Here is a 23,765-nt window from a genome sequence, read left to right on the forward strand (position 1 = left end):
CGAGCGGCAACGTCCTGGCGGAGACGAGCATGCTGTCCCTTTCAGGGACGTGCGATAGCAGTCCCAGTCTCCTGCTTCCAGCCTATAGTCACCCGGATTCGTCCCGCGGCTGATTTCCTTCGTCCGTTTGTTAAACATACAGTAGCGCCCAAAATGCTCTGCAGGTTCCATTCTCCGTCGGGCCGTTTTTCCGCGGGCACCCCAATTCGCCACTCCAGGACCGGGTCGGGTGCCAGGAAAGGCGGGGGAGCCAGCGCGCCGTCACTCAATCGCCTGCCAGCACCTGTGTTGCCGCAACGTCGGTAGCTAACGTAGTTGCCACGTGCGTCGCGATCCGCTCACGCGGCTCGCCAGATGAAACGGGTGCGCTTCGGCCTGACGACCTGCAGTAACCGATGACAACTCAATCTAGCTGTTCAGGAAGCGCTGCCCTTGATCCATATCAGGTTTTATCAGGGTCGTAGCCTGAGGCGCACTGCACAGTGGGCAACCCTGCCGCGACGCTACAGAGAGGCAGAGCTGATCGACTCTTTTCGCTTCAGTAACTCGGGCGACGCCGATTGCGCCCGTTTCCCGGTAAGCGCCGGCGAGGCCGCCCGGGTGATCGGCCCGGCGGATAGCGTGCTGTCCCGTTGACACAAATCAACTGGCACACCCCTCCACGGCACATCATTAAAAACAGGTCCTTCGACGGTTAGGGGTGAAGCGCCCCTGACTGTGGCGACTGACTGATCCTTTTGGAAAGAGGCGATCTGATGAACAGTCCTGTGGGCGCCCAGTTAGGGCATCGTCCGTTCAATCGGCTAATGATCGCTGTGGCCGGCGGAATGGGGCTGACATCGCTTGCGCGTTATGCGATGAGGTTTGCGGGGCCGGGCGCAACCGTCAGACTCGTGAGCATCGTTGGAAATCCCCGCGTGCTGTTTCCGACTCTGCCTTTGAGCTATTCTGGGTGGCACGATGCGCACGTCGAGTTGATTCGAGTGAGCGAGGCAGCGCTAGCCGAAGCGAAGAGAGAAATTGAAGGCCCCAGCCTCGCACCGGAGACAGAACTTCTCGACCTCTCGATTCACGGCAGTCACATCGCACAGGCGCTGAGCGAAGCGGCGCAGCACTGGGACGCGACATTGGTCGCCATAGCTGCGCATCCGCGGGCCACGGCGCGAGGCTGGGGCGACCACCTCGATCCGGAAGATGTCGCGGCGATGATTCGGGTTCCGGTGCTGTATGTGCCATCCGCGCGCCTTGAATCGGGCGTGCTCGAGACCTCCCGCGTCCTCGTTGCAGTTGACGGCAGCGAAACCGCGCTGCAAGCGCTGTGCGCCGCGCTGGCGGCGTTACCGCAGGTAGCGCTGTGGCGGGTTGTGTATGTCGTGGATAGCGTGCTACATGTGCCTGGTTGGCCAGGCGACATCCTGAGCAGGAATGGCACGCGGGCGCTCGACCGCGCGGCGGACCTGCTGAAAGCATACGGCCGAACTGGCGGCACCGCATTGATCGATACGTCCGCAGATGCGCGCGATATCCATGCGGCGATTGCGTTCGAAGCCGATCGCTGGGGCGCTCAGCTCGTAGTGATGGGGACGCGGGGCCGGCGAACTGCGACGCGATGGCTGCTCGGAAGCGTCGCTGAGCGCACATTGCGCAGCATGTCACGCCCGTTGTTGGTATGCCCGCCTGTCGATGTGTCTGCACGCGGCGCCAAACAGGCTGCTGGGTCGGGCATGGAAACCGCTCGAGGCGTTGGCCCGGAAGAAACGGAACCGCCGATCCTCCCGTAGTGGGCGAGGCAGCGCGACTCGCGCTGATTGCCCTTTGTCGACCTCACTGTGTCGGACATTGCTCGCACGGTTGGTACGACAACATGTGGAAACGAGCAAAGCTATTGGCCCGGTCGCGTGCGCTCGCGTCAGCCCGCTCCCGAGTCATTTCTATGGGAGCATTTGTACATATATTGTCAGCAGTCCAAGCTCATCGTATGCGATGGGAATGAAAATCGCCGTCGGCCCACGTCAGCAGATTGGCCATTTCGACACGTACGTCAAAGATGCCGGACCCTCGTCACGGGAGCGTTTGCAATCCGCAATCAAGCGCAAGCACGTTCACTGAAAGGAACAAGCCGAGCGCCAGGCTGGCGAGCCGGTGTTCCAGATCGGGATAGCAGCTCGCCCAGAGCGACAGCATAATCACGATTTCGACAATACCCTGCAGAGCAAACAACGCCAACATCGACGCGAACGGTTTTGTCGCATTAGCAATGCTGCGTTAAAGTTCGGGATGCACAAACTTTGCTTCGGGTCACGATGAAGAAGACCGCGACACCACGAACCGGCCTTGCTGCAGGCATTGCGAAGGTTTTGAAGCGGCTTCATTATCCGCTGGACGTGATGTTGTTGTGCGTGCGGCGGTATGTGGCCTATTCGCTAAGTCTTCGGAATCTTGAGGAGATGATGGCTGAGCGCGCCATCGGCGTGGATCATTCAACAGTGCATCGGTGGATCATAAAGTTGGTGCCCTTGTTCGAAAAGACGTTTCGCAAGCACAAACGCCCGGTGGGCAAGAGTTGACGCATGGATGAAAGCTATATCAAGGTCAAAGGCTCGTGGAAATATCTTTATCGCGCCGTGGACAAGGCGGGCAACACCATCGACTTTCTGTTTAGAGCCAAGCGCGACAGGGCTGCTGCCCAGCGGTTTTTTGAAAAGGCAATCGGTCAGAACGGCTCGCCCGAGACGGTGACCATCGACAAGAGCGGTTCCAATCTGGCCGCGCTTCATGCGGTGAATGCCGAGCGCGAGACACCCATCAAGATTCGTCAAGTTAAGTATTTGAACAACGTGGTCGAACAGGACCATCGGGCCATCAAACGCATCACTCGGCCGATGCAGGGGTTCAAGGACTTTGACTGCGCACGCGTTATTCTCCGTGGCATCGAGACTATGCACATGATCAAGAAAGGGCAGATGAAATGCTTGGGTAAAACCCCGCTGTCCGCTGCCCAGCAGTTCCACGCGCTCTTTTCATAAGGTATCCTTGTGATATCGCATTTACTCGCCCGTCCCGTCTTACTGCGACAAAACCGCCATGGCTGCGTGCGTCGACATGATCAACGCTGTTTCGGCCATCGGCGTAAGAAACGAGCCGCACGCTGTTCGCGATGCACTGCAGCGCCTCCACGCTGCCGCTACGGCCACACATGACGAGGCGGCCAGGGCCAGAATGAATTGATCAGCTACGGAGTTTTGTAAGCAGGTCCGCCACGCCGGCACGGGTGGCAATTTCCCAGATATATCCTCGGGAATAATCGACACCCGCCCGCCGATGAAGCACGGTGCGCAATCGGCCGTTCGTCCAGTGATCAGCGTCTATGCCGTGCACTCTCGGCGACTCCTTAACCGTTGCGGCAACCCACGCCAGCGTTTCATCATTGATCGTCAGGCGCTTATTCTCCGTGCGCAGCTTCGGTGGTCGCATCCTGTGGTCCAGTCCAAGCTTCCCGACGAGGGTCCTGACATGTCCGCTGGAATGGTAGACACCGAATCTCTCCTTGATCAGCTTTTGAACATCCCCGTTTCTCCAGAGTTCGGTTTCATACCCGTGGGCCATGGGGCTGCCCTCCAATGTCGCCCGTAACCACTTAAGGGCCTCGGGACCAAGCGTGGCACTGCGCCCGGATGCCTTGAGCTGCTCAACAGCCTCAACGCCATTGGCAACTACCATTGATCTGTATTTTGTAATGGTGCGTACGCTGATGTTGAGCGCTTTCGAGACGTGCCCGACACTGTCCCCATCCAGCAGCATTTTGGCAGCAATCTTTCGGCGCGCGGCATAGCCGTCGCTCTGTGGTTTATGAGCGGTAGCAGATGACGCCTTTTCTGAAGTCGAATAGGTAAGTCGATAGGCGAGGCCGTAACCCCGAACGAGGTAGCCAACATGCGAAGGTGAAAACCGGACGCCGAAACGCCGCAAGATCAACTCGCGCAGTTGGCTTATGGTCCAGGTCGGCCCCGGATAGCCGTGAAGCTCCGGCGAGTGCTTGATCGTGCTAACGAGCCAGCTTTGCGACGCATCATCCAGTCGCGAGGGCCCCCCGTGGATGCGAAGACGAGCAAGGGCGTCAGCCCCGCCCCTCTCAACCAGATCCTTGTACTTGCTCACGGTCGGAAGACTCAGTCGAGCCTTCCTGGACACTTCGCTAATACCCTCACCATTCAACAGGAACTCAGCGGCGAGAGCCCGACGGCGCGCGAGCGGAGCATCATCTAAGTATTTGCTCATTGTAAATTTCGGAAGTGCTTTGGCGGCTATATCGGCCTGATTTTGGCAATATTTATACACGATTTTCGACATCTTTCGTGGAGAAGCGCCCGTCTTCGTTTCGCGTAGCGCTTCGTAATTTTTCCCTTCAGTTTTCCTTAAGCATACCAAAGCGATATTCAGGTAACATGCGCGCGTCCATTCGCGTCAGATCTTCACTGACGCGCTCACTGCCGCTGCGAAGTTCGCGGCGGTGCCTCACCTCCTCGGAGGTTCTAGGTCGCTCGGATGCCAGACTTTTCGAGTCGGTCTCGCGCGGTTTTTTTGACACCACGTACGCTCCCAACCTTAGGCGCCGCTGTTTGTGGCAGCGTACTCGCACCGTTCGCGTGTTCGAAACAACACGTCCGCCTTCAAATTTCCCTACGCGTTGAGTTTGAAAATATTCTATGCTTGCCTCGACTGGTTGACATCATCAATCCGTTCGACTTGAAGACAACGCTGATAAAAAATGATCCTCGGTCCACGAATGCCCGTGATTGCGTTGCTTGCCGCCGCTGGCCTCACCTTGACGCCAGCCCTCGCACAAAGTGAGGATGGTGCCCGCATTGCCATGCAGATTTGTTCCGGCTGCCACGGTGTAGGCGGGCGTAGCGAATCGCCGATGTTTCCGAAGCTCAATGCGCAGACCCCCGAATACATCGAAGCCCAGTTGAAGGGATTCCGCGAGCACGCGCGCGGTGAAAACACTGCCCGCGATTACATGTGGGGCATGGCCGCCCTGCTGGACGCCGCCGCCGTCAAGTCGCTGGCCGACTATTTCTCGCACCAGCCGGCAACGCGAGGCGCGACTGGAGATGCCGCCTTGACGGCCAAGGGACAGGAAATCTTCGAAGGCGGCCTGCCGGATAAGGGCGTGCCGGCTTGCGCAACATGTCACGGCGCGGAGGCCCAGGGAGCCGGCACATTCCCACGGCTGGCCGGGCAACACAAGGAGTATCTATTGCATCAGATCGAGGTTTTCAAAAACGGTACGCGTGGCAATGCACCTGTGATGAGCGCAGTGGCGCATACCTTGAATGACGAACAGGCCAGGGCCGTGGCGGTCTATCTGCAATCCAAATAAGGTATTCCCCGCATGGCGCGGTCGGCAGACTCTGAACAAGCTATTCCGTAGGCCAGTTGATCTTGATCGATGCGACGCTGCCAAGGCACAGCGAGATTCACTTATGCCTAAGCCGGACGAGCCGGAACCAAACAGGTAGTACGATGCGTAGCCATATAGCCAGCCGATGCCGAAGTGAACCATGAAGGCAGATCTGATTGAGCGTTACGCGGCGAATCTGCACGGCGTGCTGTCGTGCTTTGACCGGATCCTGATCACGGGCACGCTGCCCGGTGCGTGCTACGCGCTGGGCATGACGGGTTTTCTGAACGCCCACCGGATTCGCATATTCGACTACGCCGGGTTCGCCGAGCCCCTGCGCGAACGCATCCGTGAGCGCGCGCAAGAGGTTTGCGCCGCCGCCGGCATCGAGATCGAGCACGTCAGCAAGAGCCACATCCGCAAGGAAGACCTGGTGGCGCGCGTGCTGCAGGCGCGTGGTGATGCGCCCGGGTTGGTGCATGTCATCTCGGCAATGGAGGCCTGCCCGAGCTACAAGCCGTGGCACGACAAGAACAGCGGCAAGACCTACCTGCGCCCCGAGACGGGCAAGTGCCTGCACTACTACTTCTACTTCATCGATGACGAACTCGGGCTGTGCTACCTCAGGGTCCCGACCTGGGCACCGTTCGGCTTGCAGTTCTACTGCAATGGCCACGGCGCCGTGGCCCGTGCGCTCAGGCGCGAGGGCATCGGGTTCGTGCAGGCCGACAACGCCTTTTTACGCATTGCCGATGTGGACCGTGCACAGGCCATAGCCGATGCGCTGAGACCCGACATGCTGCATGAACGGCTGGACCGCTACGCGCAGTGGCTGTGCCCGGTGCTCGACGTGTTTGGCCAGACCTACCACTGGAGCCTGCGGCAGGCCGAGTATTCCACTGACCTGATGTTCCGCAGCCAACAGACGCTGGTGCCGCTGTACGACGTGCTGTCGCGTCAAGCGGTGCTGGCCGCGCACGCCGCGAAAGTAGCCAGCTTCCTGGGCAAGAAGATCTCGCCGCAACTGGCGCAGGAGATCGGCTCGCGGCTGTCCACCCGCATCGAGGGGCGCTGCATCAAGCACCACATGGGCGTTGCCAGCGTCAAGGTCTACGACAAGTTCTCCCATGTGTTGCGCATCGAGACCACCATCAACGACGTGAGCTTCTTCAAACACCACCGCAAGGTGGAACACAGGAACGGCCGAAGCACCTACGAACTCGCAGCGTTGAGGAAAACCATCTACAGCCTGATCGACCTGCGTGAGATCATGCTGGGCTGCAACCAGCGCTACCTCGCGTTTCTGTCGAGTCTCGAGGACCCCAGCGCAGGTGAGCGCGACCTTCAACGTTTGAGCCAGTCCCGCGTGGGCAGTGATGAGCGCAAGGTCAAAGGCCTGAACTTCTTCGACGGCTGCGAGCAGGCACTGCTGCGTGCCTTGCAGCGCGGCGAGTTCAACGTGCATGGCCTGCGCCGTGCCGATCTGGCCAGGCATGTGGACATGAGCGCCCCGGCGCTGTCCCGACAGCTCTCGCGACTGCGCACACTCGGTTTGATCAAGAAGGTGGCTCATACCTACCGCTACTACCTCACACGTCTGGGCCGTGCCGCCATCGCTGCTGCCTGTTCTCTCACCCGTTTCAGCATCGTTCCCGTTCTGGCCGCAGCACACTGAAGTCTTCTCACAAATCGCGAAGACTTAACTCCTTAGCGACTAAATGACTCGCCTTCGCTACCGATTCCTTAAAGGAAGAGTGCGACGCGGTGCGATACTGCAGAGGGAGAAACGATCATGACGTCCGCTCTAGCCCGCGACCGAACATCCTGCTGCCTGCTTCGCCTCGCCTGGACTGCTGTACTGGCGGCGTTTTGCCTCCTCCAGGCCTCCGCAGCCCATGCATTGCCCATATTCGCACGACAGACGGGGCAAAGTTGCGTGGCGTGTCACGCCGGCGGGCAATTTCCTGAACTGACACCCTATGGGCGCTGGTTCAAGTTAAATGGCTATACCATCGGCGAGCGCACGATTCCGCTAGCCGCAATGGCCACTGTCGATTTGAGTAAGACTAGGAACAACCTTGACTCCAACGGGATGCCCATCAATCCCAAAGACGGCCTTCCGATGTTCGATTCGGCCAGCATTTTCCTCGCAGGGAAAATTACCGATCACATTGGCGGATTCGCCCAGTTCACGTACTCGAATTACGATCACCAGAACGGTGACGGCCAGTGGCAGGGTCGTTGGGGGTCGGACAACACCGACTTCCGTTTTGTGGACAGTATCATCGGGGACACCAGCGACCTGATACTCGGTCTGACCCTGCACAACAATCCCACTGTGCAGGACGTGTGGAATAGCGCGCCGGCATGGAGCTATCCCTACATTTCGTCGACGATTAGCCCCGTCGCCCGCATTCAGAACCTGCCGATCATCGATGGGGCATTAGCCCAACAGGTCGTAGGCACGGGTGGCTACCTGTACTGGAACAAGACGATTTACGCGGAATTGACGGCGTACAGCACGGCCGATGGCATCTGGTCGTTCCTGAGCCATGGCAACAGCGCGGGTGACCCCGCTCACCCGCAGATCTATCTGCGCGGGTACAACCCGTACGCGCGAATCGCCTTTACCCGCGACTGGGGTCCACATAGTGTCATGCTAGGCACGTTCGGGTTAAACGTGAACGTCTATCCCAACGACGCAAACGCTTTCCCGATATTCGTGCAAGGCGTAACCCGCTATCGGGATATTGGCGCGGATGCCCAGTATGAGTACATCCTCGACCCGCATACGATCACCGCACAGGCCCTCTATGTCAAAGAGAACATCCATGACCCGAACAATTTCGTTCTGGGCGACAGCACGTCGGGGAATCTGAACAGCCTGCGGCTTAAGGCATCGTACGTCTACCAGAACAAATACGGTATAAGTCTTTCGTTCTTCAATACGACGGACAGTTCCGATAGCATCGCTTACGCCGGCAGCGCGAATTTCTCCCCTAATACGCAAGGCTGGACACCTGAGATTTTTTGGATCCCGGTGCAATACCTTCGCATTGGCTTGCAGTACACGCACTTCACCAAATACCTTGGCGCGAGCACCAACTACGACGGTAACGGGCGCAACGCAAGTTCCAACGACACGCTGTTTCTATATTTGTGGGCTGCGTCCTACTGATACAGGTTTCGCTCCGGCAGGCCGCGCGGCCCGAAACAACATGGCTTTGACGACAGCGGGACAAGCGTCAGCGTCAAGCAGCACTTGCATGAGGTGAACTATGCCCCTGCATAGCCCTCCACGCTGATTTGCGCACCGACGTCCGCCATCCGGTGCGGAATCGGCGTTCGAATGTCCGTTGGAAAGGCAGGGGCAATGGCGGGAGTTGGCCGCCTACTGCCCGATGCCGACGGCAGAGGCCGCATCGTTCCTACCTCAGTTGGTTTCCGCGCACGTCACCACCGCTGTCCAAATCGGCCGTTCCGCCGCACGCCGGGAATTTCATTTCTCAATAATTGGGCGCGCGGCGAAAACCGGCCTATAGTATTCATAATATGAATCGTCAATGGCCGTACGCGAAAACGAAAACAGGAAGCCGGGGGGCTTATGGAAACGTTGATCGACGAGGAGATAGCGCACATCGCGCGGGTGATGAGGCCGTCGCTGGTTGGCGGCCCTTTCGGTCCTATACTGCCTGCGCAATACTGGCGCTGGCGACTACACGGGCTCCTGGACGCACCGCACCTGACGCGAATCCAGCTTTGCGCGCTCGACAGCCTGTTGCTGCAGCTGGGTGCATTTGAAGTCAGCTTCAAGAGCCGGCCGTCAGTAACGGGTGAACCGCCATCGGGGCGATTCCGCGCCAGAAGCACCTCCATGTAATCATCAACCGCACCTGAAGTTAGCGAGGATCTGAGTTATCTCCAGGACCAGCGGACCATCCGAACGTGCTTTCAGCGCCCCGCTGTATGCGCTGAACCCCGCATCAGAAAACGGATCTCGCCGTTGCGGAATTATCGGCAGGGCGAGAAAACCCTGCAAACTGATTTTAACGGCCCAGTTCGACCCTCTCCGGCCATACGCGACTGCGCCAACAAGACGACCGCTGCCATGGGACAGCCGCCATCCGTGCTGTCATGTCGGCTGCCTTGTACCCGGCCGAAGTGCGTGTGGCGCGCAAGTCAGGCCCCAGCCGTCTGGTCCAGCAGGATCTCCGCGCACCGATGCCGCAGTGGATTGATCTGTGTCAGTTCTTCCCGGGTTGCAACCAGTAGTATTTCAATTGCACTGATCGTGCTGGGTGCTGTCGACCGCGCCATAAGGAATGCATGTGCGCTTTGGTCCAGACGGTCTATTGTGTACCTGATCCATTTCAATGGAGCACGCCATGGCCGACCCGCTTGCCGTATGGCACACCGAGCACATTAATTTCGCCCGACTACTCGACATTCTGGAAGAACAGGTAGCTGAGCTCCGCCGGGGTGAGAGCCCAAATTACACTCTCATGGGCGATATCCTTTACTACATGCGGAATTTTTCCGATCGTGTTCATCATCCGCGGGAAGATGTTGCGTACGCGCGGCTTGCAAAAGAGGATCCCGGGACTCAAATTGTGGTGAACCGCCTTCTGCAGGAGCATCGCGTGATCGCCACGGCCGGCGACGAACTCCTGATTCGCATCAATGAAGCCGCGGGAGATGTTGTAATCCCGCGCGCGGCTCTGGAGGCGGCCACGGCGACGTATCTTGTGTACTATCGTCACCACCTTTCCACTGAGGAGCGAGACGTGATGCCTCGTGCTGCGCAGGTGCTGACAGAACACGACTGGGCTGCAGTCGATGCGGCCGTACCGGCTAGCCCCGATCCGCTTTTCGGAGACAATGTACTAGAGCGCTTCGAGGCGCTTCGCAGGCAGATCGCTTTAGACGCGCAGGTGTCAAAGGATTTGAGCCAACCACCAGACACCCATTGATTGACGCCGGCTAAGGGTACTGTTCACACGCATCAGCGATGCAACAGCACCGGGCTCACCCATCCGTGGAACAATGTTTTGGTGCAGGTCGTCGACTTACTTGGAAGAGAGTATCAGGTCCGCTGTCAGGGCGTAACGACGCTCGAATGTCCGCAAGCGGGTTTGGGTGAACGACCCGAGCTGGCCGCGAGGCGCCGCACGTCCCTGCTCTTACTCCAACCGAATGGCAGGCTATGCAGCGACACGTGTCGCACGGGCGGGAAGATGGTAACGGGGCGGGGCCGCCAGCGTACTCTAAACGGCGTTAAACCTGGCTAACCGAGCCGTGTGAAAAGGGGTATCGTGAAGAAATTATCGAACGCTAGGCTCATCCGCGCCGCGCCTGAGCGTGTAACGTCTCCCTAGTCAGGCGGTCTTGCCATGATCCTGTATCACACCGAGCCCGATTCCCCTGTCATCGAAATTTCCGTCGCAGGCAAAATCACCGACCACGATCTGCGCGAAGCCATTGAGCGCATGCGGGGTGATCTCGAACTGAACGGCAAGACCCGCGTGCTCGAACGCATCGAGCATTTCACCGGCATCGAGCCGAAGGCGCTGTGGACCGATATAACGCTCGGCGTTTCCGTGGCCCGCAAGGTCACGCGCGCCGCCGTGGTGGCCGATGCGGGCTGGATCCGTGCCTCGACGCATCTGGCGCGGTTCTTTACGAAGGCCGAAGTCAAGGCGTTCCACGTCAACGAGCTGGAGCAGGCGCGCGTCTGGATCAACACCTGAGGGCCGCGTGGCGAATTTCGTAGGTCTGGCTTGGCAATGTAGTTTTTGGGGGCACTCGGCGGGATTGCTGCTCAGGCGGTATGGCCGAGATTGAATGACCCTAGCCCACTTTCAATTTGGTTTCGCAGGCTGCACAGATCGTTCGGACAACTGTATATCGGTAGTCAATACGCCAGCCATCGGTGAACAGTTGCGCCAGCGAATTCAAATCTTCAGCCCACGGCAACACAGCAAAATCCAGTGCTACGTTTTCCGATAGGGCGCCAAGATACATACGGTCCAGCCAGTTGGCGTGGGCTCCGTTGGGCATTGTCAGGTTGTTGAGTCGGTCCGTAAGATGGCGCGATGAAGAAATCGAAATCGCTCTATCACGGTCACCGCTTCCCAGCCGGCGTCATCAGTGGTTCTGTCGCGATAAGGCGGTAGGGTAAAATTGGGGCATGAAAAATGTGTCCGAAGCGCCGGTGAAGAAAGAACGCATTTGCCGGAAAGCGTTGCCGCCGGGCGTCGCGAAAGTTCTGAAGCGGCTGCATTTCCCTGTGGACGTGATCCTGCTGTGCGTTCGGTGGTACGTGGCGTATTCGCTGAGTCTGCGTGATCTCGAAGAGATGATTGCGGAACACGGTATCGAGGTCGATCATTCGACCGTGCACCGATGGGTGATCACGCTGGTGCCGCTGTTCGAAAAAGCCTTCCGCAAGCACAAGCGCCCGGTGGGCAAGAGCTGGCGGATGGACGAGACGTACATCAAGGTGCGCGGCCAGTGGAAATACTTGTATCGCGCTTTGGACAAGGCCGGAGACACGGTCGACTTTTTGTTTCGGGCCCGTCGGGACAAGGTTGCTGCGCGACGATATTTCGAAAAGGCAATCGACCAGAACGGCGCGCCGGAGACTGTGACGATTGACAAAAGCGGCGCGAATCTGGCCGCTCTTCAGGCGATCAATGCCGAGCGGGAAACACCGATCAGGATTCGGCTATGCAAGTACCTGAACAACATTGTGGAGCAGGATCACCGGGCCATCAAACGTATCGTCAAACCGATGCTGGGCTTCAAGGATTTTCGGTGCGCGCGCATCATTCTGTCTGGCATCGAGGTCATGCACATGATTCGCAAAGGACAAATGCGGGCGGAAAAAGACACCCATCCATCAGCCGCCGAGCAGTTCTACTCGCTGGTTATGTAAGCAGTCCTACGATATCGATCAGAATTGTCCGTCCGCCGTTATCGCGACAGAACCTGCAATTTCGGGGACCAACGCACGGCTTAGAACACGACCATTCAGCCGCTGGACCAGTGCTTCCACCTCGACGCTCGCTGTCTCATTCTTCTGCGGTACGCTGAAGTGCCAAGCTTCAATCTCGAACCGTATGGCAGCCATTCCATTGTCGATGCCATCCTGCCAGTATCGGCGCATATCGGCATCGACGCGATCGGCGATGCTCCAATGACGAATTGTGCGCAACTGCTCAAAGACGTGCTTGAATGGTGCCAAGCCTCGCGCGAACGACTCATCGGGATTCTGTTGGTGGCGATTCCACAGCGCCAACAGTTGTGTCAGCGCTTCCTGATTGGTTCCGAGCAGGAAAAGTCGCCCTGTGTAAGGCTTATGTTGTTGATCCCTGTTTTCGGCATAGAAATCTTCGTCGGGTTCGATCTGCTCCTCGGCCCATTCGAGCAGCCAATCCAGACCAGGCACCTTGCTGACGGCATTGGCGAAGTTCTGTACCGTGCCTGCAACTTCCAGCACGAGGATCAGCTCGGGGTTCTCCATCGGCGCGGCCTGCTGCAGCCTGAGGCGTTTGGCCTCGAAGGCTTGTTGCAATACTGCGAGTTGTGGCGCTATACGCGCTCTCTGACGTCCGATTCCAGGGAAGTGAACTGGACCACTACGCCCCGTTAGCGAGTCCCGACCGGCTTCAGTCGGCACGGAGAAACAAAGAAGAGGATAGTTTTCATTCGCCATTAGTCAGCGTTGCCCGTTCTTGTTATTGGTCGATCGTGAATCGCGTCTGCCACTGTTTGAGGCGTTCAACAATGATGCGTTTAAGATTGGCGGCAGGAAGCGCCAGAACGTAGCGGCGCTGTATGTCTTCGCAGAACTGCTCCAGGTCGGAGAAGCTTGACGCCTTGAGCTTCGATGCCAAGGTCTTCGGCGTTATGCCCAGCGGGGCGTCCAGTCGCTTTTGCAGCCGCACGAACCATTCTTCTTTTTGCGCCACGGTGGGCTCCGGCAGCGCGAGGCGCAACTGGAAACGGCGCCACACGGCACGATCCAGCAGTTCAGCGTGGTTCGTGGCGGTCACCACGACTACATGGCTGGGCAGTGCATCGATCTGCAGCAGCAGAGAGCTGACCACACGCTTGATCTCGCCGGTTTCGTGCGTATCCCCTCGCTCCTTGCCAAGGGTATCGAACTCGTCGAAGAACAGCACACATTGGTGCGTGCGCACGAAGTCAAAGAGCCGCTTCAAGCGGCCGCTAGTCTCGCCAAGGAAGCTGCCGATCACCGCCTCGTAGCGCACGACGAACAACGGCACCATCAGTTCGGCGGCAAGCGCTTCAGCCAACGAAGTTTTGCCGTTACCTGGCGCGCCGGACAACAGTACTCGATGCCGCGGCTCTACTCCGTAGGAGCGCAGCAAGTCCTTCCGATGCTGCTCCTCGGCCAGCTCGCGACATGCAGTGAGTACGGTTTCATTGAGCAATAGCGAATCCAAGGTTCTCCTTGGCTCAACTTCATACAGCAGGCCACCGTGTCCGCCATCGAAAGAGCGCACAACCTCGACCGAGCGCGGGCCCGACTTGGCCGATCCCAAGTTCTCGACTAGCTTGTCGGCCAGTTGATGGTGATGCTTGGCGCGCTCTTCAGCCGCCATGGCTTCGACGGTCGTGCGCAGCAGTTGCTGGTCGCCCTGGCTTCCTGCCTTGACTAGGCTTACGAGTAGGTCTGCTCGCGACATATGCTTACCTTGCCTAATATCAGTTTCATGTGTGTACTGCGGGTCCGTCTAAGCTGCGACAGTGATCGAAGCGCGGCTGGTCTTCCTTGCAGGCCTGACGACGATCTCAACATGCTGACCGAGCGATACCAGCGCCTGCATCAGGCGTTCGAGCGAAATGTTCTGCAGCTTATAACGACGAACCAGCGATATCTTCGGTTGCGTCATCCCAGTAATTTCGGCAACTTGCATCTGGCTGAGGCCGCGTTGTTCAATCAACGCGTTCAACTTGACAGCAAGGATGGTCTTTGCCGACAGATCCCCCACATCGCTAAAGCCGAGGGTAGTTAGCACATTGTCTGTGCCGCCGTGCGTCTCTCCGCGTCGCATCGTCATCTCCCGCCTAGTCGTACCCCGCCGTCAACGACATTTTGCGCTCCCGAATTTCGGGAGCATCGCTAGCGGCATTTGTGCGGATTATATCCGTTCATGTATAGAAGACAACCGCCAACATTGGCAGCGCCTGTGGTCTGGCACCACAGGGGGACTGGTAACCGAGCTCAGCGTCGATGAGTTGCCTGTGATCGATTCCGTTGAATCGGAATCGCCGTCGTGGTTGACGGCCAGGACGAGTGCCTCCTCGGACACAGCCATGCTGCGCTGAAAAAAACGGGCCAAGGCGCCGACCACACAGTAGACGGTTCAAGTAATGGCCCGGGCCGCCCACGCCGATTCAAAATTTGACCAACCGCGCCAGCCCTTGGGAGTCGTACTCTACGGCACCCCGGCGGTCCGATTCAAACCGGTAGACAGCGCCGCGAAGCCCGGGCTCCCACTCCGAATTCTTCGTCCTCTAGACAATTCGTTCCTGACGCTCACATCGTAGTCGGCATGCTTGATCTCAAGCAGCAATTTGCGACTCCAATCTGTAAACCCACGATCGCCCTGCCCTACGAGCACCTCCCCAGCGCAGGTATTCTTTCCTTCGCCAAACGCAAAAAATCGCCACATCTCATAATTGGAGTTAGCCGCGCGATCGACGTGCTGCGGAGTCTCGGATTGACAACTTTCTAGTTGCAAAGTTGACATCTCTAATGCGTTCTACGTTAATGCCGGGACCAGAACCGGCAGGCATGCGTCGGCGGCACCCGTTCCAGGTCGGCTTCCCGTGACACTCGACGCGATCCACGCACGTGCGCGGGCAATGTCCTCGCTGCCCGTCGGGCGTCTCCCAGGCCCAGTCTGCTGTTTCCCGGGCACCGGCCGGGATCGGATGGATACCTTGCGCGTCCCGGCATCAGTGACGCGGCGCAGTGTGCCCGTGCGAGGCGGCACAGTCGGCCGCGTGCTCCGCGAGCAGGCGCCGCATCGTCGCCAGCAGCTCGGGCACATCGACGGGCTTGCGCAGAAAGCCGTCGTACTGCACGAAGGCGGGCGGAGTTGACTCGGCAGACACCAGGATAAAAACCGTCCCCGCCAGACCGGATGTGTTCCGGATGTGATGGCAGAGCGTGCTGCCGGACATTTTCGGCATCCGCCAGTCGGCCACGACCACGTCAACCGGGCTCGTCGTCAGTACGGCCAGCGCCGCCTGGCCATCGCCTGCGGCTTTCACTTCGTATCCGTCGTGCTCGCAGCACAGTTCCCAGGCCGCCAGCGTCTCCGGCTCATCGTCCACCAGCAGCACCGTCGTCATGCGTCACTCCTACCCCCCGGCAATGTTCAGCGGGCGCCCGGGAACCCGCCGCACATCGGAGTCTGACTCGCAGCCGGACGCCACGCCCGCTTTTCGCGCAGCCCGGTGCCGGGTTCCGCCGGATTGCCGGAACGTCTCGAGTCCCATCCGCGTCACCCGTCTCCGCACGGCCGCCGCGTTGTCGTCGACGCGGGCATGCGCCGATCGGGCGGAGGCTGCCAGGAGGCGTAAGGCATAACGTACAGGGGAGCCGGGTATCCTCATACATACTAGCCAATCCTTCATACTTTTTAAGCTGACTTTCAGTCGAAGGGGCTCGGCTCCGCACGTGGCAGCAACGTGCCCCAGCTCCCGGATCGGGAATCCGGATCGGCTGATTTCGCGACAGTTCCCACCAGGCTGTCTGTCGGCGCGAACGCGGTGACCCGTCTACTCATGGTCAAGCCGCGGCAGGTCCGCCAGCGTCTGGCCGGGACCGGAATCCACGTCCACCGTTTCGATCCCTTCGCGACCCACCTCATCCACGACGCGCCGGACCTCCGGACCCGCGACGCGTTGTCCCTCCACCGGAAAAACGGTCACCACGGTGTCGCCCCTGGCCAGCGCGTCGACCACCTCGATCACCGGCGATTCGTGCGGTACGACCTCAAACTGTTCGCCGCTCATGGAAACCTGTCCCCACAGTACGTGGGTGACCCTGTGCGAATCCGGCTCGAGCCGGACCGCGGTAATCGCGTGGACTGTCATTGCACTTCCTCACTGGCTGGAAAATCCTGATAGGTAGGGACGCCCGCCGCTTTCCGGCGGCGCCGTTGCGACGCCGCGATACGCGCCGGGCGCCGGTGTGTAGCCGATGCGTGGCCGATGGCACCGCCGTCCCGCCTGCGCGGGCTGGCAGGCACGGACCCGGCGCGCGCGGCATCCGCCTCGGGCGAGGCCGGTGCCCGGGCTGCCGGCATTACCCCGGCCCGTCATCCGCAGCGTAATACTGCGCGGCCGCCTCCAGCATGCGCTGCTGCTCGGCGCGCACATAGATCGACGTCGTCTGCAGCGACGCGTGACCGAGAATCGCCTGCACCACGTCGACCGGCATCTCGCGTGCGACCGCGCGCGTGCCGAAGGTGTGCCGGAACGCGTGCGCGGAGGTGTTCGCGAGCTGGACCAGATGTGCTTTCGGGACGTCCGGCCACGCCGCAAATTCGACGGTCACACGCTGGATGGTCTGACGGACCAGATGCCCGAATGCATCGGCCGAATACGGCGCCTCGACGGCGCCACCGTGTTTGTCCAGCGCCGTGCCGGTCGCCGGAATCACCAGCGGCACGATCAGCGGCGCGGAGTCGAGCGGCGCATCGAAATCGCGCGCGCGATCGGCCCAGTGTTCGCGGAGCGCGCGCACCGTGGCCGCACTGACAGGGACTGTGCGCTGTTTGCGGCGCTTGCCGGTCACCGTCAGCGCCCAGACCGGGGCGCCGCCCGAAGGAAGCGGCGACAGGCGAAGGTTTTCGCGACGGGCGTGCGCCGCTTCATCACGCCGCAGCCCCGAATCGCCCATCAGCAGGATCGCCGCGCGCGCGGTGCGCCACTGCCGGGCTCCGGCGTCCTGTCCCTCCGCCTCGTCCCCGGCACAGCGGGCGTCGAGCGCGGCCCGCAGGCCCGTCCACAGGTCCGCCGGCAGCGCGCGCCCGACCTGCACCGCGACCTCGCGCGTGACGGTCACCGGATCGGTCACGGCGGCCCACGGATTGCCCGCCAGATACCGCACCTCGGTGAGCCATGTGAAGGCCGCCCGCAGCACCCGCACCGCATACGCCTGACTGTCGGGCGACAGGCCGCCAGGGGCAAAGGGTCGCCAGCGTCCGCCCGCGCGTGAGCGCTTCGGGCCGGTAAAGGCCGGCGACGGGGCCGCGAGGAAATCCTTGTACGCCTCACAGTCCTCGACCGTCATTGACGACACCGCGGTGCCGCGCACGATCACGGCCCACAGCACCAGCCGCTCGAGCTCACGGGTGTACGCGCGACAGGTCGCCGGCCGGTCGCGGTACCGGTGCAGGTACGCATGGATCGCCGCCAGGTCGTGTGGCGCCCGGATGAACGCAAACGCGGTCGCCCGGTTGGTGCCGCGGCTCGCGGTTCCATGCGGCCCCTCCCCGCCGGACAACTCGGCTGGCACCGCGAGCCGCTCGAACGGCGCGAGGCGCGGCGCGTCCGGCGGACCGCCGATCACGACGACGGTCCCCTGCCCGCTGCCCGGTCTTTCGCCCTGCCCTGCGCCGGGTTCGGGTACCAGCAGACGGACGTCGACGTCAGCGTCCACGCGTGCGCCCAGCGTCGCCTCGTGCCGACGCAGCCACGCGACGATCGTCCGCGCGCGCAGCGGGCCGATGCGCGGCACCGATCGCCACCAGCTGCCGCCGTGCCGGTTGCACCAGTCGATGAGTTCCTGCAGCGTCGAGATGCCCTCGGCCGTCAGGCGCCGCGCGACTAGCGGCCGGAACCACAGGCCGACGCCGTGCGCCGGAGACGGCGTTGCCGCCGCCAGCTGCGCGGCCTGCTCGACCATGCGCAGCGTAACCGCGGTGAGTTTCGCGCTGCCGTGCTTGCGGATCGAGGTTTTCAGATGATCGGCGAGCACACTGGAGCCGTTGAGCAGCGCGAGGCGCACCAGCTCGTCGCGCATCGCACCCAGGTAGCGCGCCATCGCCTCGGGCGTGGCCACATGCGGGGCGAGCTCAGGATCGTCGGCGTCGTAGTAGCGCCGCGCGATCGCCGCCGGCTCGATGCGCTGCACGAACGCGCGCAGCGCCGCGAAGTCGGTGCGGGTATAGGTGCGCGGCGGCGCCACGGTGAGCGATTGCGGCTGGTTGGCCATCGGTCAGTCCGCCGCCGCAAAATCCGTCCGCGTGTGCGCGACCCCGACGGCATTCCACAGCACGTCGAACGCGGGTCGCAGCACGGTCAGCGGATCAACGCTGAAGTCCTCGAGGTAGACCGGCGGCGCCACCAGTTGCGTGAGATGCGCCGGCAGTGCCGGATAGGCTGCACCGCCCCGCGGGAGTTCGTAACCGATCTGGGTACCCGGCGCGAACAGCCAGTTCAGCAGCAGGTAGGCCGGCGCCGGCACCTCCAGCGCGGCCAGCGTGTCGGCGACGGCCCGGAAACCGTAACGGACCAGCGGCACCTCGTAGAGTTCGGGGTACACCACCCACAACTCTTCGTCATCCCGCTGCCCCCAGCCCCGTCGCAGCAATGCGCCGGCGACGAGTTCCACGCAACCATCCCGGTAGAGCTGGGCGTAGGCGGTCTGCTCTTCGTCCTCGTTACGGTCGCCCATGCAGAGCACGCCGTGCAGATTGACTCGGGGTTGCCCCAGCGCACGTCCGCCGGGCGACGCCGTCTGCAGCTTCGCGGCCACCGCGCGCAGTGCGTCGACATCGTGCCCATCCGGCCGCGTGACCGCGGACACCGGGACCACATGACAGACGCAGGCGGGCAGCGCGAGATCCGGCACCGGACCCTCATGCCGGACGATCCGCGCAAGCGCGTCATTCCGAACGGCCAGCACCTGCTGGGCCAAGGAGGCACTTATTGCGAACGCATTGCGGATACCGTGGATGTCCATGGGTTCCTTGCCAACCGAGGTGCGGGCATAGAAGTGATTGTCGCGGGTGACGCGGTGTGGCGCGGCCGGACTCGGAGCGACGCGCAGCACGACCACGTGGCCGCCACTGGCGAACGGCACTGGGTGCGCGTGCAGGCCGCCGCTGACGCGCGGCTCGAGCAGGTCGCGCAGCGCATTGGTCAGCGTCAGCAACTCGGCGTCGAGGTTAGCGAGCCGCAGCGGCACGATCGCGGCTGCGGCGCCGCCCTCCTCCCGCATGCCGAACACGAGGTCGCCGCCCAGCGAGTTCGCGAACGCGCACACGTCCTTGGCCAGCTCGGCGCGCGCGTCGCGGTCGGCCGGCCAGTCGCGCTTGTAGTCGAGCGTGCGGCTTTCGCGCACGCCGTGGTCGATCAGGGCCTGGAGGTCGGCTTCGGTGACGGCGTCGAGGCGGGCACGTGGGATCACGCGATGGTTCCTTTGCGAGGGCAAAGCCTTATAACAGGGTGCGCGTCCCGCGGGGTCAACGTGAGCACCGGGACTTCCGGCTGATTCCGGCGATCGGCTACTCCGACAAACTGTCGGGCGATCAGATGGTCGGTTGTCGTCGACGTTTGCTCGCGACCGCAGTCCGCACACGTCTTGCCGCGATCTTTCTTACTCATGGCTGTCGCGTCGCGAGTTGGAGCATGCCGGCGTCGACCAGAACATCGCGCACGGCATGCACAAATTCCGCAAATGGCCGGTCGCCCTCGTAAAGCTCTGGCGCGTCAAAAGCTGCTTCGACCTTCTTAATAGTCAACGCCTTCTCGAAGCCATCCCGCTCGCCTTCAAGTTCCTCGATCAAGGCATCGAGCTCCCGAATGATCACATCATAGGCATCAAAAGAAGGGTCGACGTCCGCCCGGGCATTGAGCAGTGTTTCTCGGGCGCCACGTAGCGCATCGATCTCCCGCTGCGCGCGATCAGACAGCCGCTTCATTCCCTCGCTCCTTCGATTGGGCTTGATCGCGCACCGGCGCCCCGGGCGCCCCATACCAGATGACCGACCCATTGCCGCACCTGTGTGGTGGTGTGGAAGGCCAGTTCGTAGTGACCTTCATGGCAGGAGTACTTGTTTTGTCAGCAACGCGTCCCAGTCCTTGACGGCCTCGTGGACGAGCGATGTTGCCGATCTTGGCGAGCCGTCGGCGAGCGTGACGATGTAGTCGACGTCAATTGGGCGGGGTTGGCCGAGATGGACGGTGACGTTCGTGGACGTTACAAAGGCGCGTGCGCCGTTTCCGCGGCGGCGCAGGTGCTTGGACGCATTGGCGAGGTCCGCGACGATGCGAAGGGACGGGTAACCATCAACCAGCCCCTCTATCAACATGCCGACGCCCGCGCCCGGATCGTTCTGGATCCAGTCCTTCAGGTGCCAGCAGTCTTGCATGAAGTGGTGAAGGTCGTCGTCATATGCCACGGAGCTCGTATACGGACTCGTCACGCGGGCGTATGACCGTTGCATGCGGTCATATTGGGCACGCCAGCCGGTGAGCGACGGTGTGAGCATGGTCAGGCTTCTCCGAACGGCTAACAGTGCCGGCTGTGGTGGTATGCGCACCCCTTCGTCTTTCCATGGCGGCCAAAACAAGGGGAAACCCTAATCATTGATGTGACGTAACGGGGTTTCCCGCTATTCTAGCCATTAAACGCTTATCTGCTAATAACAATTAGCAGACAATGCCCCCACCGGAAAAACGGCCCAGCCGCACCGGAAACCGATCATACGACCGTCCAGGCGCCACGCCCTGCCCGTCTCTCAACGCACCGGCCGACCGATTCCACCTGCCCGTGCCCCGGCAAGCCGCCATACCGCTAACAGGAGTTAGCGGTATGGAACCGCGACAGAAAAAACAGGCCGTCGATGGCCGATCGCGCGGACCGCTTCGCGATGCGGGGCGGAGCCGCGACGGGCGGCCAGTCTTGCCCTCCCGCCGCTGCGTCGTGGGTTGTCCCGTGCCGTGAGCACCGACCACCTTTACATGAGAGCCACCCTCCACCGCCCTGCCGGGCCTGTCTGCCAATCCCGATTCGCAGACAAGCCACCATCGGAAAACGGCCAACTGGCGCCGGAAACCCCGCCACATGACCGTGCGGACACCGCGCCCTGCTGATGTCAACCTGCTGCCCGGCGCGGCCCCGCCGGGCTCGGCGATGCACTGCGCCGGCGCGACGTCACCGCGCTGCTCGTGCAGGCCTTGGCCGGAGCCCTAGAGTGAACCCGCTGGCCCCAAACGGTGCCGGCCGGTGAGCCGTTCGACAGTCTCGCCGCTGCGCTTCTAACCCGCCAGGACAACGCCAAACCGGCGGGAGACTGGCTCGCCGGCTGGAAACCCGCGCGCGACGAATGCCACGACAATTTCGACCACTAGGTCGCCGTGCAGCCGGAGGCCGGCGCCGGGCACGGCTGGCTGCACGACGGGTTCAACGGCGTCATCCACCGGTTTGTCGCGCACTCTGTGATCCTCATCACCGGCAGGCTCGTGGACCTGACGGCGCCGTCCAGCGGACCCGCGCGGCTGTTCATCGAGCACCCGCGTAGCGTGCGTTTTTTTGCGGTGCGATGCCCGCCCCAGTTGGCTCACGAGGGGTCCGGATCGTCCTTCCCGCAGCGGCCGACGCGCTCGGGCTCACCCCGGATTTCCACGCCCGACGGTCCGTCTGAGGGAGCCTGCCTGTGAACGGCCTCGCGTCGCCCTTGCCCGCAACCGTGACAACCACCGCCACTATGGCGTTCCAGTCCTGCGCGCGCGGGCCGGCACGGGCGGATTGCACTCAGACCGTTAGTTGCGTTATCGGCTTTACCGCAGTCAAGTCAGGGTACCGTGATGACGCCACTCGGTCGTTCTGAACCGGAAACCGCCGTCGCCTCTGCGGCACCGCGGACGATTGTCCGTCCGCCCGACCGGCGTGAGAGTCCGATCCTGCCGGCGGAACTGTCCGACGAGGACGTGGTTGGTCGCTGGCTTGCGGCCAAGGCTATCGGCGGCGGGCGCCTAGCCACCGCCACGCTCGCGCAGTACCGCACCGAGGCCGAGCGGATGCTCTGGTACGCGCGGCAAGTGAATACACCGATCTCGGCGTGAGGTTGGACGAGTTTCCCGCATACATCGGCTTCCTGCAAGCGCTGGCGCCGTGGGCGATTCGCAAACCAGGCGTACGGCGCGGCTCGCCCGACTGGCGACCGTTCATCGGACCGCTGACCGACCGCTCGGCCTGCCAGACTCGGAAAATCGTCACGTCGCTGTTCGATTGGCTGCGTGACGTCGGCTATCTGCAGCTGAATCCGGACGCCGCGACCCGGAGAAGCTCCTGTCACCGGACGACACGGCGCTGCTGCCTGAAGCGATTGGTGCCCGCCCGGGCGCCAAATCGGGCCGTGAGGCGCGTCTCGCGAAGGCGCGCGGCCAGTCCGCGGTGAACTTGTTTGAACGGACCGGCCTGCGCATTACCGAGGTGGTGCAGTGCTGGATGGGCCATATGAGCATCGAACCGGTGCTGCAGGCCCTCCGCTGCGAGTTTCCGGACGTCCCACGGTTCCAGTGGCTGCTGCGGGTCAAGCGCGGCAACGCCCGTTGGGCTGGATGCCGTGCGACGAAATTGCGCTATCGTTGCAGGCCTGCCGGATCGCGTTTGGCCTGGCAGCGCTGCCGCTGCCGGACGAAGACCTGCCGTTGCGCTGTCGGTGCGACGCTCCGGCTGCGGCGAACTCAAGGGCATCCGTAGCCGCACGGCGATCTGGAAACCGGTCACCGGGCTGTGCAGCGAGGCGCTCGCCTACGCCCGCGCCCATGGCAGGCTCGACGATGCCGACCGGTTTGGACGAGCGTCCACGCACTGGCTGCGTCACACCTGCGCCAAAGGGCTCGCGCATGCGGTCCGTGACGGCCCGAACGCCCCTGCGGCGCTTGAAAGCATCAACCACAGCGATCTGCGGACCTGCGGCCAGTACGTTCGACGGCGAACCCGTGAAACGCGCGCTGGCGAGGCAGCTGCCCCGTTCACGTGCGACACGGTAACAGTCGGCGTCGCACGACTGCTGGAAGCCGCCGCACATTAAGATCTCCTCGTCCTCATGATCGGCGCGGCGAGTGTGGCAGGCAGGGTGGCGACGAAGGCCGCTTGCCAGTGCTCGGCGCGCAACGCGCGGCGTACCTACGCACCAGTCATGATCTGTCATTGACGCGGTGTTTTTTGCCGATCACAATCCGGCGCACACGGTTTCTGTCGAAGGAACCGTCGCCCGCGCAACTGGCCATGGCGTCGTAAACCTCGGAGGTCTTGCGTCGCAGGAGTCGGCCTGTTGGACCGCCGTCTGCCCGGCCCGGGCCT

General features: G+C 61.8%; 23 protein-coding genes and 1 pseudogene. 11 read left to right on the plus strand and 13 right to left on the minus strand.

The window, feature by feature from the left end; translation table 11 throughout:
* The first annotated feature begins 755 nt into the window (after window positions 1–755).
* Window positions 756–1,781 carry a universal stress protein gene (locus tag AYM40_RS36830; protein ID WP_082855563.1) on the plus strand — a complete coding sequence of 342 codons (1,026 nt, stop codon included), beginning with the start codon at window positions 756–758 and terminating at the stop codon, window positions 1,779–1,781.
* A gap of 280 nt (window positions 1,782–2,061) precedes the next feature.
* Here AYM40_RS36830 and AYM40_RS41695 read toward each other — a convergent pair whose 3' ends face one another.
* A complete protein-coding gene (locus AYM40_RS41695; RefSeq protein WP_158515390.1) occupies window positions 2,062–2,229 on the minus strand; it encodes a hypothetical protein in 168 nt (55 codons plus the stop codon).
* 74 nt (window positions 2,230–2,303) lie between these two features.
* Here AYM40_RS41695 and AYM40_RS36835 point away from each other — a divergent pair.
* Window positions 2,304–3,026, plus strand: a pseudogene (locus tag AYM40_RS36835) (IS6 family transposase).
* 202 nt (window positions 3,027–3,228) lie between these two features.
* On the opposite strand, the gene AYM40_RS36840 reads toward AYM40_RS36835, so the two are convergent.
* Window positions 3,229–4,350, minus strand: a complete 1,122-nt coding sequence (locus AYM40_RS36840) for a winged helix-turn-helix domain-containing protein (RefSeq protein WP_063501087.1) — start codon at window positions 4,348–4,350, stop codon at window positions 3,229–3,231.
* A 418-nt stretch (window positions 4,351–4,768) separates the two neighbouring features.
* On the opposite strand from AYM40_RS36840, the gene AYM40_RS36845 reads away from it, so the two are divergent.
* The 6 genes from AYM40_RS36845 (at window position 4,769) to AYM40_RS36870 (ending at window position 11,151) form a co-directional block, all read left to right on the plus strand.
* Entirely contained in the window at window positions 4,769–5,383 is a 615-nt protein-coding gene (locus tag AYM40_RS36845) for a c-type cytochrome (RefSeq protein WP_063501088.1), read from the plus strand.
* A 181-nt stretch (window positions 5,384–5,564) separates the two neighbouring features.
* Window positions 5,565–7,079 (plus strand): ArsR/SmtB family transcription factor, encoded by a 1,515-nt coding sequence (locus AYM40_RS36850; RefSeq protein ID WP_063501089.1) that lies wholly within the window; start codon window positions 5,565–5,567, stop codon window positions 7,077–7,079.
* A gap of 417 nt (window positions 7,080–7,496) precedes the next feature.
* On the plus strand, window positions 7,497–8,582 hold the full coding sequence (locus AYM40_RS36855) for a cytochrome C (protein WP_236721144.1): 1,086 nt from the start codon (window positions 7,497–7,499) through the stop codon (window positions 8,580–8,582).
* A 426-nt stretch (window positions 8,583–9,008) separates the two neighbouring features.
* Window positions 9,009–9,284: a hypothetical protein gene (locus tag AYM40_RS36860; protein WP_236721145.1), complete on the plus strand. Its 276-nt coding sequence runs from the start codon at window positions 9,009–9,011 to the stop codon at window positions 9,282–9,284.
* Window positions 9,285–9,789: 505 nt separating this feature from the next.
* The gene (locus AYM40_RS36865) at window positions 9,790–10,374 is read left to right on the plus strand and encodes a hemerythrin domain-containing protein (RefSeq protein ID WP_063501091.1); all 585 of its coding nucleotides are present in this window, start codon (window positions 9,790–9,792) and stop codon (window positions 10,372–10,374) included.
* A 420-nt stretch (window positions 10,375–10,794) separates the two neighbouring features.
* The gene (locus AYM40_RS36870) at window positions 10,795–11,151 is read left to right on the plus strand and encodes an STAS/SEC14 domain-containing protein (RefSeq protein ID WP_063501092.1); all 357 of its coding nucleotides are present in this window, start codon (window positions 10,795–10,797) and stop codon (window positions 11,149–11,151) included.
* Between the two features lie 100 nt (window positions 11,152–11,251).
* Here the strand turns inward: AYM40_RS36870 and AYM40_RS41110 are convergent, their stop codons facing one another.
* Entirely contained in the window at window positions 11,252–11,461 is a 210-nt protein-coding gene (locus AYM40_RS41110; protein ID WP_148662454.1) for a hypothetical protein, read from the minus strand.
* 64 nt (window positions 11,462–11,525) lie between these two features.
* A complete protein-coding gene (locus AYM40_RS43145; protein WP_236721157.1) occupies window positions 11,526–11,792 on the minus strand; it encodes a hypothetical protein in 267 nt (88 codons plus the stop codon).
* Here AYM40_RS43145 and AYM40_RS36875 point away from each other — a divergent pair.
* A complete protein-coding gene (locus tag AYM40_RS36875; RefSeq protein ID WP_236721156.1) occupies window positions 11,697–12,338 on the plus strand; it encodes an IS6 family transposase in 642 nt (213 codons plus the stop codon). The genes AYM40_RS43145 and AYM40_RS36875 overlap by 96 nt on opposite strands.
* Before the next feature lie 18 nt (window positions 12,339–12,356).
* Here AYM40_RS36875 and AYM40_RS36880 read toward each other — a convergent pair whose 3' ends face one another.
* The 9 genes from AYM40_RS36880 to AYM40_RS36920 all read right to left on the minus strand — a co-directional run bounded on the left by AYM40_RS36880 (window position 12,357) and on the right by AYM40_RS36920 (window position 20,853).
* Entirely contained in the window at window positions 12,357–12,977 is a 621-nt protein-coding gene (locus tag AYM40_RS36880) for a hypothetical protein (RefSeq protein ID WP_063501093.1), read from the minus strand.
* Window positions 12,978–13,140: 163 nt separating this feature from the next.
* Window positions 13,141–14,115 carry an AAA family ATPase gene (locus tag AYM40_RS36885; protein WP_063501094.1) on the minus strand — a complete coding sequence of 325 codons (975 nt, stop codon included), beginning with the start codon at window positions 14,113–14,115 and terminating at the stop codon, window positions 13,141–13,143.
* Between the two features lie 48 nt (window positions 14,116–14,163).
* Entirely contained in the window at window positions 14,164–14,484 is a 321-nt protein-coding gene (locus AYM40_RS36890) for a helix-turn-helix domain-containing protein (RefSeq protein WP_063501127.1), read from the minus strand.
* 907 nt (window positions 14,485–15,391) lie between these two features.
* Window positions 15,392–15,790 carry a response regulator gene (locus tag AYM40_RS36895; RefSeq protein ID WP_063501095.1) on the minus strand — a complete coding sequence of 133 codons (399 nt, stop codon included), beginning with the start codon at window positions 15,788–15,790 and terminating at the stop codon, window positions 15,392–15,394.
* Between the two features lie 429 nt (window positions 15,791–16,219).
* Window positions 16,220–16,537 carry a hypothetical protein gene (locus AYM40_RS36900; RefSeq protein WP_063501096.1) on the minus strand — a complete coding sequence of 106 codons (318 nt, stop codon included), beginning with the start codon at window positions 16,535–16,537 and terminating at the stop codon, window positions 16,220–16,222.
* A 211-nt stretch (window positions 16,538–16,748) separates the two neighbouring features.
* The gene (locus AYM40_RS36905) at window positions 16,749–18,662 is read right to left on the minus strand and encodes a site-specific integrase (RefSeq protein WP_063501097.1); all 1,914 of its coding nucleotides are present in this window, start codon (window positions 18,660–18,662) and stop codon (window positions 16,749–16,751) included.
* 3 nt (window positions 18,663–18,665) lie between these two features.
* Window positions 18,666–19,859, minus strand: coding sequence for a helix-turn-helix domain-containing protein (locus tag AYM40_RS39735; RefSeq protein WP_158515391.1), 1,194 nt, complete (start codon window positions 19,857–19,859; stop codon window positions 18,666–18,668).
* Between the two features lie 193 nt (window positions 19,860–20,052).
* Window positions 20,053–20,373 (minus strand): hypothetical protein, encoded by a 321-nt coding sequence (locus AYM40_RS36915; RefSeq protein ID WP_063501098.1) that lies wholly within the window; start codon window positions 20,371–20,373, stop codon window positions 20,053–20,055.
* A 117-nt stretch (window positions 20,374–20,490) separates the two neighbouring features.
* Window positions 20,491–20,853, minus strand: coding sequence for a hypothetical protein (locus AYM40_RS36920; RefSeq protein ID WP_148662455.1), 363 nt, complete (start codon window positions 20,851–20,853; stop codon window positions 20,491–20,493).
* A gap of 1,408 nt (window positions 20,854–22,261) precedes the next feature.
* Between AYM40_RS36920 and AYM40_RS36925 the strand changes: the two genes are divergently transcribed.
* Together AYM40_RS36925 and AYM40_RS41115 are read left to right on the plus strand one after the other, a co-directional pair.
* Complete coding sequence (locus tag AYM40_RS36925; RefSeq protein WP_063501100.1) at window positions 22,262–22,519, plus strand: hypothetical protein; 258 nt, start codon at window positions 22,262–22,264, stop codon at window positions 22,517–22,519.
* Between the two features lie 599 nt (window positions 22,520–23,118).
* Window positions 23,119–23,493, plus strand: coding sequence for a hypothetical protein (locus AYM40_RS41115; RefSeq protein WP_148662456.1), 375 nt, complete (start codon window positions 23,119–23,121; stop codon window positions 23,491–23,493).
* Window positions 23,494–23,765 lie beyond the last annotated feature (272 nt).

Origin of the sequence: Paraburkholderia phytofirmans OLGA172 (genome assembly GCF_001634365.1) — a bacterium.
Taxonomy (GTDB): domain Bacteria; phylum Pseudomonadota; class Gammaproteobacteria; order Burkholderiales; family Burkholderiaceae; genus Paraburkholderia.

Excerpts from the sequence above, each read along its gene's own strand:
- AYM40_RS36830 (WP_082855563.1), top strand. The coding sequence starts at position 756 with ATGAACAGTCCTGTGGGCGCCCAGTTAGGGCATCGTCCGTTCAATCGG.
- AYM40_RS41695 (WP_158515390.1), bottom strand. The coding sequence starts at position 2,229 with ATGTTGGCGTTGTTTGCTCTGCAGGGTATTGTCGAAATCGTGATTATG.
- AYM40_RS36840 (WP_063501087.1), bottom strand. The coding sequence starts at position 4,350 with ATGTCGAAAATCGTGTATAAATATTGCCAAAATCAGGCCGATATAGCC.
- AYM40_RS36845 (WP_063501088.1), top strand. The coding sequence starts at position 4,769 with ATGATCCTCGGTCCACGAATGCCCGTGATTGCGTTGCTTGCCGCCGCT.
- AYM40_RS36850 (WP_063501089.1), top strand. The coding sequence starts at position 5,565 with ATGAAGGCAGATCTGATTGAGCGTTACGCGGCGAATCTGCACGGCGTG.
- AYM40_RS36855 (WP_236721144.1), top strand. The coding sequence starts at position 7,497 with ATGCCCATCAATCCCAAAGACGGCCTTCCGATGTTCGATTCGGCCAGC.
- AYM40_RS36860 (WP_236721145.1), top strand. The coding sequence starts at position 9,009 with ATGGAAACGTTGATCGACGAGGAGATAGCGCACATCGCGCGGGTGATG.
- AYM40_RS36865 (WP_063501091.1), top strand. The coding sequence starts at position 9,790 with ATGGCCGACCCGCTTGCCGTATGGCACACCGAGCACATTAATTTCGCC.
- AYM40_RS36870 (WP_063501092.1), top strand. The coding sequence starts at position 10,795 with ATGATCCTGTATCACACCGAGCCCGATTCCCCTGTCATCGAAATTTCC.
- AYM40_RS41110 (WP_148662454.1), bottom strand. The coding sequence starts at position 11,461 with ATGCCCAACGGAGCCCACGCCAACTGGCTGGACCGTATGTATCTTGGC.
- AYM40_RS43145 (WP_236721157.1), bottom strand. The coding sequence starts at position 11,792 with ATGATCGACCTCGATACCGTGTTCCGCAATCATCTCTTCGAGATCACG.
- AYM40_RS36885 (WP_063501094.1), bottom strand. The coding sequence starts at position 14,115 with ATGTCGCGAGCAGACCTACTCGTAAGCCTAGTCAAGGCAGGAAGCCAG.
- AYM40_RS36890 (WP_063501127.1), bottom strand. The coding sequence starts at position 14,484 with ATGCGACGCGGAGAGACGCACGGCGGCACAGACAATGTGCTAACTACC.
- AYM40_RS36895 (WP_063501095.1), bottom strand. The coding sequence starts at position 15,790 with ATGACGACGGTGCTGCTGGTGGACGATGAGCCGGAGACGCTGGCGGCC.
- AYM40_RS36900 (WP_063501096.1), bottom strand. The coding sequence starts at position 16,537 with ATGACAGTCCACGCGATTACCGCGGTCCGGCTCGAGCCGGATTCGCAC.
- AYM40_RS36905 (WP_063501097.1), bottom strand. The coding sequence starts at position 18,662 with ATGGCCAACCAGCCGCAATCGCTCACCGTGGCGCCGCCGCGCACCTAT.
- AYM40_RS36915 (WP_063501098.1), bottom strand. The coding sequence starts at position 20,373 with ATGAAGCGGCTGTCTGATCGCGCGCAGCGGGAGATCGATGCGCTACGT.
- AYM40_RS36925 (WP_063501100.1), top strand. The coding sequence starts at position 22,262 with ATGACGCCACTCGGTCGTTCTGAACCGGAAACCGCCGTCGCCTCTGCG.